Source organism: Bradyrhizobium sp. 23, from assembly GCF_023073295.1.
Classification (GTDB): Bacteria; Pseudomonadota; Alphaproteobacteria; order Rhizobiales; family Xanthobacteraceae; genus Bradyrhizobium; species Bradyrhizobium canariense_D.
In genome coordinates this window covers 27,088-35,441 of the sequence record NZ_JADPJF010000116.1, presented here as the reverse complement: position 1 = coordinate 35,441, position 8,354 = coordinate 27,088, and the positions used below count along the sequence as shown (strand labels likewise).

Annotated in this window: 5 protein-coding genes and 4 pseudogenes; 7 read left to right on the top strand and 2 right to left on the bottom strand. The window is 59.5% G+C overall.

All coding sequences use genetic code 11. The features are described 5' to 3' along the window. Positions 1–186: 186 nt before the first annotated feature. From IVB32_RS28780 to IVB32_RS28770, 3 pseudogenes are all read left to right on the top strand, one after another. Positions 187–429: pseudogene (locus IVB32_RS28780) on the top strand (IS256 family transposase); the annotation flags it as partial. Between the two features lie 34 nt (positions 430–463). After that, a pseudogene (locus IVB32_RS28775) lies at positions 464–1,056 on the top strand (ISNCY family transposase); the annotation flags it as partial. A gap of 118 nt (positions 1,057–1,174) precedes the next feature. Continuing rightward, a pseudogene (locus IVB32_RS28770) lies at positions 1,175–1,833 on the top strand (IS5/IS1182 family transposase); the annotation flags it as partial. 428 nt (positions 1,834–2,261) lie between these two features. Here the strand turns inward: IVB32_RS28770 and IVB32_RS28765 are convergent. Then, positions 2,262–3,071, bottom strand: a complete 810-nt coding sequence (locus IVB32_RS28765; RefSeq protein WP_247399060.1) for an effector protein NopP — start codon at positions 3,069–3,071, stop codon at positions 2,262–2,264. Between the two features lie 1,055 nt (positions 3,072–4,126). Between IVB32_RS28765 and IVB32_RS28760 the strand changes: the two are divergent. After that, positions 4,127–4,336, top strand: a pseudogene (locus IVB32_RS28760) (hypothetical protein); the annotation flags it as partial. Between the two features lie 524 nt (positions 4,337–4,860). After that, complete coding sequence (locus IVB32_RS28755; protein WP_247399058.1) at positions 4,861–5,268, top strand: IS110 family transposase; 408 nt, start codon at positions 4,861–4,863, stop codon at positions 5,266–5,268. Positions 5,269–5,308: 40 nt separating this feature from the next. On the opposite strand, the gene IVB32_RS28750 is transcribed toward IVB32_RS28755, so the two are convergent. Then, complete coding sequence (locus IVB32_RS28750; RefSeq protein WP_276576785.1) at positions 5,309–7,219, bottom strand: HrpF/NolX family T3SS translocon protein; 1,911 nt, start codon at positions 7,217–7,219, stop codon at positions 5,309–5,311. A gap of 629 nt (positions 7,220–7,848) precedes the next feature. Between IVB32_RS28750 and IVB32_RS28745 the strand changes: the two genes are divergently transcribed. Both IVB32_RS28745 and IVB32_RS28740 read left to right on the top strand, forming a co-directional pair. Then, positions 7,849–8,034: a hypothetical protein gene (locus IVB32_RS28745; protein ID WP_247412114.1), complete on the top strand. Its 186-nt coding sequence runs from the start codon at positions 7,849–7,851 to the stop codon at positions 8,032–8,034. Positions 8,035–8,101: 67 nt separating this feature from the next. After that, on the top strand, positions 8,102–8,354 hold a 253-nt coding region (locus tag IVB32_RS28740; protein ID WP_247412112.1), incomplete at its 3' end, for a hypothetical protein.

The window sequence follows — 8,354 nt, the reverse complement described above, 5'->3', positions numbered from 1 at the left end:
GCGCTCCCAGCGCAACCGGGCGAGTCGCAGAGGCGGCCAGCTACTAACTCGAGCTCGCGGCTCATCGTATGCATCGGCCTGCCCACACATCGTGCTCCCGGTGCCTCTGTCCCGATGGTCGCACCATACGCCACGACGCAGAACACCGCAGCGGAACATCGGCACCGAGAAACTCTCATACCGGTTACCAACCCCATCGAAAGCACCTTCGCCACCGTTCGCCACCGCACCATCCGATCGAAGGGCTGCCTGTCCAACAAGACGGCACTCGCGATGGTCTTCAAGCTGCTCGAGGCCGCGCAGAGAAGCTGGCGTCGTCTCGATGGCCACAACCAGTTGCCAAAACTCGTTGTCGGTGTGACATTCAATGATGGGATCGAGGTCATCGCCAAGCCGACCGACCGTCAGCCCATAACCGCCGCCGCCTGACCGGCTCCGGCCGTCACCAAAATTTGGCGATAGCTCGGCTGCGTTGCTCGCAGAACTCTATCGCTCAGTGCGCCTGTTCGTGAACTTCTTACAGCCTTCGTTCAAGCTGATAGCGCGATGGCGCACGCGTCCGTAAATCTAATAGTGGCACCGACGCCGCCGCATAAGCGGCTGACAGCTAACCCACATACCTCCGATGCGGTTCTGGCCCGACTGCAGGAAATCTGCTTCAGCTTGGACCCGGTCGCGTTGCTGCGTAACATTCGGTCTGCGCAGCAACGTCTGGCCGACTTTGCCGACGTGAAGTCGTCGGGCGATTCCATTACTGCGGCCCCGCCCATCGACTTCTTCCTCGCCAGCTTGCGAACGGCTTGGAAGAGGGCGCATCTCGACGGACGGACCGTCCGATCCTCAAAGCGAAGCGAGGTCGTCGTCCCCCTGATCCGCTCGTTCAGGGGACCGCACAGCTGCAGGAGTGGTTCAAGGCCGAGCCGTGGCGAAACGGCGCCGAGCTCCTGATAGGGCTGCAGGCGGAATATCTGCTATCCGGATAAGTTGCTGCGAACGCTTCAGCGCCGCGTCAAATCCTGGCGCAGCGAGGAGGCAAGCGCGCTGCTGTTTGGATCGGCCAACCCGGCCAGCTGCGGGATGGTCACCAGGAAACCTGAGAGATCCTGTTGGTGTCCACATGGAAAGCCCGCGCGGAGCACCGGCGTGAACAACGCTCCTGGCCCGATGTCCGGCGCGGCGGCGTCTCGAACGGATGGTTCAGAAAATGAGCAGGAAGAAAGAACGACGCCTACTGACGTTGATGCGCGGATCGCAACAGCAGCGGCAGCGCAGGAAGCTCTATTCCTTCCATGCGCCCGAGGTCGAGTACATCCGCAAAGGCAAGGCGGCAGCGCCTTACGAGTTCGGCGTCAAGGCCTCGATCGTCACCACCAACGGCCGCGCGCCGGGCGGCCAGTTCGTGGTGCACGCTCGCGCACTGCCCGGTAATCGCTATGACGGACACTCGCTCGGCACCATCATCGAGGCGACGGAAACGCTAACCAGCTGCGCGGTCGAGCGCGCTTATGTCGACAAGGGCTATCGCGGCCGCAACACCGATAGACCGCGCAGCGTCTTCATCTCCGGGCAGAAACGGGGCGTCTTCGGCGTCATCTAGCGCGAGCTCCGGCGCCGTTCAGCCATCGAGCCCATCGTTGGCCACATGAGAGCGACTGTCACCTCGGCCGCTGCCATCCCAAGGGGCGTCAGAGCGACGCCAGCAACGTCATCCTCACCGCCGTCGGCCACAACCTCCGCCGCGTGATCGCCTGGCTGAGGGATTTGCTGACAGCAATCCTGATCATCCTCTGGCAAGCAGGTGTCCGGTCGGAGGCGCTCAAACTGCCTTCTTAGCGGCGACGATTCCACGATGCTTGGCGGCAGCGAGTCAGTCCGAGCCTGATGAGATTTCCGCCGATCAAGCTAGCTTGGCTCCGAAGCCGCCGCACACAAGCTTGTCGAGATCGCATCTGGCATTAAGCCGGTTCAGGACGGGCCACATCGCACCGGTCAACACGTCCGTCCTTAAGGTCGGCGGCAGCGGCGCAGAGCTTAGCGCCGGCATCAGAGCGCATGGTTGCTGTGGCTCAATTCGCTCGACATCTCTATCACTTCGGACCGGCCTGATGGTGAACATTGGTGCCTTGTTACAAAGCACCTCGCGGATCCAGTCGAATTGTCGGTTTCGCTCGGCTGAGGCTTGACCTTTGCCGCAGCTGTCCGTTTGCCTGCGCTTCTTGCTCCACCGCCTGCCCAAACATGAATACCAGCGGATCTGGGCATTACATAAAGTCACCATCCTCTTCGGAATCTGCTGCAACCTCCGTATCACTATCGACCTTGGAGAGATAAAGCTGAGATTTAGTTGCGCGCTGCCATTCACCGAGGCTGTTTTTTGTCCACTGGGCGGACTGAGTGGGGTCAAGTACCATGTCGTCCTCGTCCACTTCAACGAAGCCCATTGTCTCTGCGCGGGCCTTCGCTTCTGCATTAGCAGGACGCCAGTTCACCAATGGTCGTTCGCCGTCTTGCCGAAGCTGATGTTCGAGCAGAATATCGCCGGCGTTCGCGACAAGCGGATGAGCAACCTGAAAATCAACAATTGAGGTGACTTCACTTCGTCCAGGGAACTGTTCTCGCCACTTGTCGCTTTCGAACTCAGTCATGTTGAATCCGGCCTCCGTTCTTTGGAGGCCGACGCTCACATTTCCTAATTGGTAGCTGTAATATCGGGCGTCTTCTGAATCTCTTCTGATACCGTATTCCTTAGCGACCTCTGCTGTGCGCTTAGCTCTTGCGGATACAAATTCCGAGTACTCGTGTGGATTGTTGGCGATGCGGTTGATTGCGTCGCCATGAAAGGTCCTCACTTCTGTCCTGAAGGTAGCTCTGTCGATCTCGACCACAGGAGGGTTTCGAACGAGGGAATAACTCGGTTGCGAAGGTGAGCTGCCAGCAGACTCCTGCAATCGCGTTCTAGCGAACGCATCGGCGAAGCCCTGGCTTTCGGCACCCGCTTCCTCAGCGTTGGCTGCCCGATGATATCTTTCTTCGGCCGGAATATCGGGCCAATTGTTAACTCGACCGTACATGACGACTGCACCCGGATCATACGTCTTGCTTTGCTTCAGGTCGTTAGCCCTTACCCGCTTGATAGACAGCTTAGCTGTCCGTAAGCTGACGCCAGCGCATAAAGGGAAAATCCGACCCCTTTGGGCAGCTCGACCGCGTATCGTCGAGGCGTTGCGCGATGCAGGCTTCCACGTTATCCACCCAGCACGAGGCGAGGAGGTGCTGGACTAGTGCAAGCGGCACGTCGCAAGGGGGACATGATGCGAGGCACTCGGACCCGCCGAGGCGTCGAGCTCGCCGCGAGGAAAGCGACTTCCACCGCCGCCCGAGCGTCTCGTGCGCTGGATGGCTTGCTCGACCTGGTGGCACTCCCAGTCCGAGGCAGCGAACTGCACGCAGTGTCGACTGGATATTCGGGTGGGCGCGTGGCGCGCAACGCGATCGCGAGAGTGACTCCGGATGACGTCGCCTACTACGTGGCACTGCCGTTCGACGAGCGCCTGAACGGCGGTTGGCGTGGGAAGGGGCGCGCCGTGCTCGAACTCATGGAAGCTCCGCCTTCCGAAGCCGAGTCGAGAAGACAGGCAGCCGGAGCTGAGCCATCGACTACCACGCCCGCTGCTCGTCTTCCGGTCTTGAGCCAGCTCTGCTGGATCAGTGGCGGACGACGGTCTGGCCGCCGGCGAAGTGGTAGATTACCTGAGCGCAAACGCAGCTCTTGTGCCCGCCGAAGCGCTCTCGCGGAAGCCGCGCACTGCTCGTGGCGATCGCCTTCGCGGCCAAGATGGCTGGGACGATTTGGGCCATGGCCACCCGGAAGGTGGATTATCGGAACCCAGCGCAGGCAGTGACGGCATCATGACGAATGCAGCACGAAATAGCCTGACGTTGGTGAAGGGTGTGAGAAGGGGACGACCCTAATGGGCGGAACGATCGAACAGATCTGGATCAGGAAAACCAGTTAGAGCTGAAGAGCCGAGGTGCTCGGAGATGAGAATTGGACTTGATCCGCGGATCACCGTACCGGCCAGCGGCTTCTGAGGACGCCGTAAAGGAAGGCCTGACAGAAGAGCGCATCGTCCACACGCCGAACGGGTCAGAAACTTCTTGCATCACGGGCGGCAACGACAGAAGGCTCTACACGAAGTACCGTCAGCCCGCCAGTGGCCGCCGCCAAGGCGTCGTTTAGTCCGTCAACCGCGTATCGGACCCAGAACAACCCCCTACCATCGCAGAAGAAGGGTGGCGCGGCCGTCGCCGGCCGGACCGGTTGGCCGATGTGTTTTGATTCAGAAGCGGTGCCGATGCTCGAGCCAGCCCGATATCACCGATGCGCAGTGGCTGCAGCGGCTCCATTCGTTTGGGCTGTCGCGAGCCAGCTTTCGGCCCAAAGGACAGATTGCGGAGCTGCGAGCCTACGTGTGCCAGCGCGAGCGTCTGATTGGGTACGCGGCCTCCCACATCAAGCATATGCACAAGGCCTTGACGGAGATAATCTTCAACTCCACCAGGTCTCGCCGACATCACCGGCGCCACCAGCTGCGCCTCATCCGCGCGATCCTGAGGCGCTGGCGTGCTTGCGCCATTACAGTTGCCACGGTAGTGCGGAGACGATCGTGAAGGCGCTCACCGGAAGCTATCGCGCCGAGCGTCTGTTTGCGCTCGAGCAGGCACTTGCGCTTTAGGACGCCTACCACGAGAAAGCATCTGTCTGCGACGCCCCGGATCGAAGCCGTGTTGAAGGCGCGTCGGAATCGAACCGATCAGGCGAACGCTCTAGCTTACGAACGTCCCCGTGGCGCTGTTCCGTTGCTCGGAAAGGACATCACCACGCTCGACGGCCTCGGTCCTTACCTCTCGCTGAAGCTGATCGCTGAATGGGGCGACGACCTCTCCTCGTGGCGAAGTGCAAAGCATTTTACCTCCTGGCTGGGACTGGCGCCGAACGACAAGGTCTCCGGCGGCACCCGAACGCGCGGATCCGGCGGTAGGGCGGCGGCACTTCTGCGCCTTGCTGCCGTAACCGTGGGCCGTACAGACACCGCGCTCGGCGGCTTTTACAGGCGACTTTCATCGCGCGTGGGGTGCGCCTCGAGTGCAGCGCGCGTTCTTCCGCCGCTTGCCGAGCGGCGGCTTCGCCCTGATGACGTGGCACATACCGACTTTCTCGAGGCCGTACTGTCGAGCGGCGCAGAAGTTGCAAGCGTCCGTCCCTGAAAAGGTAGATACGAATCGCACCTTACCCGCAACTGGCCTTTCAGGCCACCTTCTGAGACGACGGCGGCGTAGCGACCTGACTCGGAACGCCTGCGGCCTGCATGGGCTCGGTAAGGCGTGCCTTCAGGTCGTCCAAATGGTCCTCGGCATAGGACTGCACTTTCGAGATCGCCGTATCGAGGCCGAACTGCACGGTCTGTTCGAGCATCTCCTTTGCGAGGCCCTCGCGCAGCGCGAATTTGACCTCGGGCCCAGCGACAAAGCTAATGGCCTGCCCCGCAAGATTAAGGCCAACCTCTTTCAGAGCCTGTTTCATATCACCTCCGCTAATGCCCGTATGCAGAAGGCTCAATGCTTGCGACTCGAGCTCGAGCACCATCGATATGCCATCGGCCAACTCGCCCAGTCCCGGAATGACGCCGAGCAGGCCTACTGCCGTGGCCTCCCAGTCGAGCACCTTCGAGCCCACCTTGGCTACGTCATCGACCGCATGCATGAGGACCCCGCCATTCTTCTTCGGAGACGCGACATCGGGTTGGTCGGATACCCCCATCAACATGTCTGTGACTGCATTTTGTTCAGCGGCGGTCTTGGGGACATGGGTCTTGATCTGCTGAACGGTATGGTTCGCAGGTGACATGTTGCTATAGAAGTGCCTGAAGTCGTTGTTGCTGATATTACCGGAGTCGACCGTATGCCCGCCGCCTAAATCGAAGAACTCCTGATGGGTCTTGTAGCCCGTAATCGAATTGTTTAGCAAACGGAACAAGATCGGGTCCGAGAGCAGTTGCGATGCCGCTTCTCGTATCTTCGGGTCGAGAGTCTTGTCCTCGACCATACTCGCCAACTTGTGTCGTGTCAGGTCACCGTCCCCGAAGAAGGCGTTCTGATTCTTGTTGATCGTGTCGAGCGTGTTCAGCTCGCTTTGCGTGGAATTCATCGACGAGGAGGCGACTTGCAAGAAGTCGTCCTTGTGGATTTTATCAGTCGCACCACCGCACAACTGCTTCCAGGCGTCCGGGTGCTCGAGGAAGTGTTGAGCCGCCGCGATCAGCTGAGGCGGACACTTACCAGTGTCGGCTTTGCCGTCGACGATCCGCTTGAAATCGTCCAGGCTCAAATTCTTGGGCAGGTAGTCAGAATACTTGTAAAGCTCGCGCAATGCATCATTCAACGTCATGACCGATGCTTGTCCATTCGAGGTGCCGTCGGATGGAATATAGTTCTGCTCGTAGCTTTGCGCTTGCTGCTCCTGGAATGTAGCAACCTGCGAATGGCTGGCGGAAAACTCTGACAGATCCTTGGCCTTGATCTTGCCGCCGCAGCGGCCGTCCCCTTGGGAGCCAATCGCATAGAAGAGCTCTGGATCGCGTCGCAATCCTTCGATCGCCTCCTTCAGATCCGGGGGCGTCGACGGATCGCTGGCCTTGGCTGCCAGCGAGTCCCAGCTGAGTGGGCATTGGTCCTTATGCCGGTTCAGCACTGCCACGATCTGCAACTCGGCATTGGTGAGCGTGCCGCCGTTCCACGTGATCCTAGAGCTTGGCACCGGAGTGCTCGGTACGTCAGGCGATGGAGCAGCCGTCGACGATGCGTCTGCACCAGGGGTGTCGACCGAAGAGGAATCGACCGAGGAGGAATCGACCGAGGAAGAAAAAACCGGATCCTTCATCACCGCCTCGATCGCCGCCTTCGAGTGCGCTGACAACTGGTCCAGCGAATCCTGCGGGATCTGTCGTTCTGATTGCAGCAGATCCGGTGGCGTGGAGGGAACGTCGGATTTCTCTTCCCGCGAGCAGATGGACACCATCGCCTCGAACATCGAAGGTTCGCCTTCCCGAATCTGGCCGGGGGTCTGCGCGGATGATTCCAAGGCCGACGAAGCCCCCGGGACAAGCCCGAACAGAGCTGGATCTGCACTGGCGGGCAGCGAAACGCTGTTGAGCTGCATTAGGTTCATTTCCATTCCATTGCGGTAAACACTTGGCATCGACATCGTAAGATCGAGGCTTTCACGTTAAGGGGGCGAGCTTTCGAGAAGCTGACGACTTTTAGACGGAGCAGGACGAGCCAGTGTCGGTCGTCTTAACATCCCGGAGAGGCGTCATCGTGCTCATGAAACTCATCTCCGGCTCAGAGCATGTGCAGGCACGACGCTGCTCTGACGCTTTCGCAAAGCAGGTGCCTGCGGTCGTCAGTCCCGAGTGACGATCGCTGTGGGGCCACGAAACAACATCACCACCGATTCCCGCGGTAGCATTTTTAACTGCGCACGGTTTTGCCTCCGACCTGCCATCACACCATTGCTGATCGAGCGATGTGATGAGGTGCGTTGGGCCGGCGCCGCGATCTGGCGCTCGTCGGCATAATGTAGAGATTGAAAGTGGGGCCGAGAAATTCGCGCGGTGGCAGTCGCGGCATGTACCTGCGAATGCGCGCTCTCAGCTGGGTTCACTTGACGATAGTGAGGTTGTTCTCATTCTCGTCAGCTTCTCGACAGCTAATCCCAGTAGCGTGAGCAATGTGAATCGCTCGGTGGTGATACCACCGTTTTGGCGGAACTGAAGTGAGAGGCACCAGATGGCCGGGGCAATCGAAGGCGTGATCCATACCAATTCTGACAGTGGCAGCTCGCAGTCGGTAGCTGATCGTCAGAAGTTCGAATCGGCTTTCGGTTCGGTTCTTGCCAGCGTCGCGATGCAGGCGATGGAGCGAAACATGTCAAATCTTCGCGAAGCTATAGCTGAAACAGAAGAGGATACCTGACGCCGGTTCTTCGACGTCAGTGGAGTGTTGCCATTGATGGCAGCAAAAAAATGGAAGGTGAAGCGATATGACCAAAACAAGCTCTACTAGCCCTTCTACTGGTGGTGTCCACGACTCCCATGATAGCAAGAATGCTAGCAAGACTGATAACAAGACTGATACCAAGTCCGCGGGTCCCGGCGTCGGTAACTCGGCGACCGATAACGTCGGCGGGACGGGTACTTTCGAGAAACTGATCGACGAATTGAAGGCGGTTAACCAGCAGGCCATGGTGCAGGACATAAAGTTGCGTGCACTGACGACCGAGCTCTCGAGTGAGA

Excerpts from the sequence above, each read along its gene's own strand:
- IVB32_RS28750 (WP_276576785.1), bottom strand. The coding sequence starts at position 7,219 with ATGCAGCTCAACAGCGTTTCGCTGCCCGCCAGTGCAGATCCAGCTCTG.
- IVB32_RS28745 (WP_247412114.1), top strand. The coding sequence starts at position 7,849 with ATGGCCGGGGCAATCGAAGGCGTGATCCATACCAATTCTGACAGTGGC.
- IVB32_RS28765 (WP_247399060.1), bottom strand. The coding sequence starts at position 3,071 with ATGTACGGTCGAGTTAACAATTGGCCCGATATTCCGGCCGAAGAAAGA.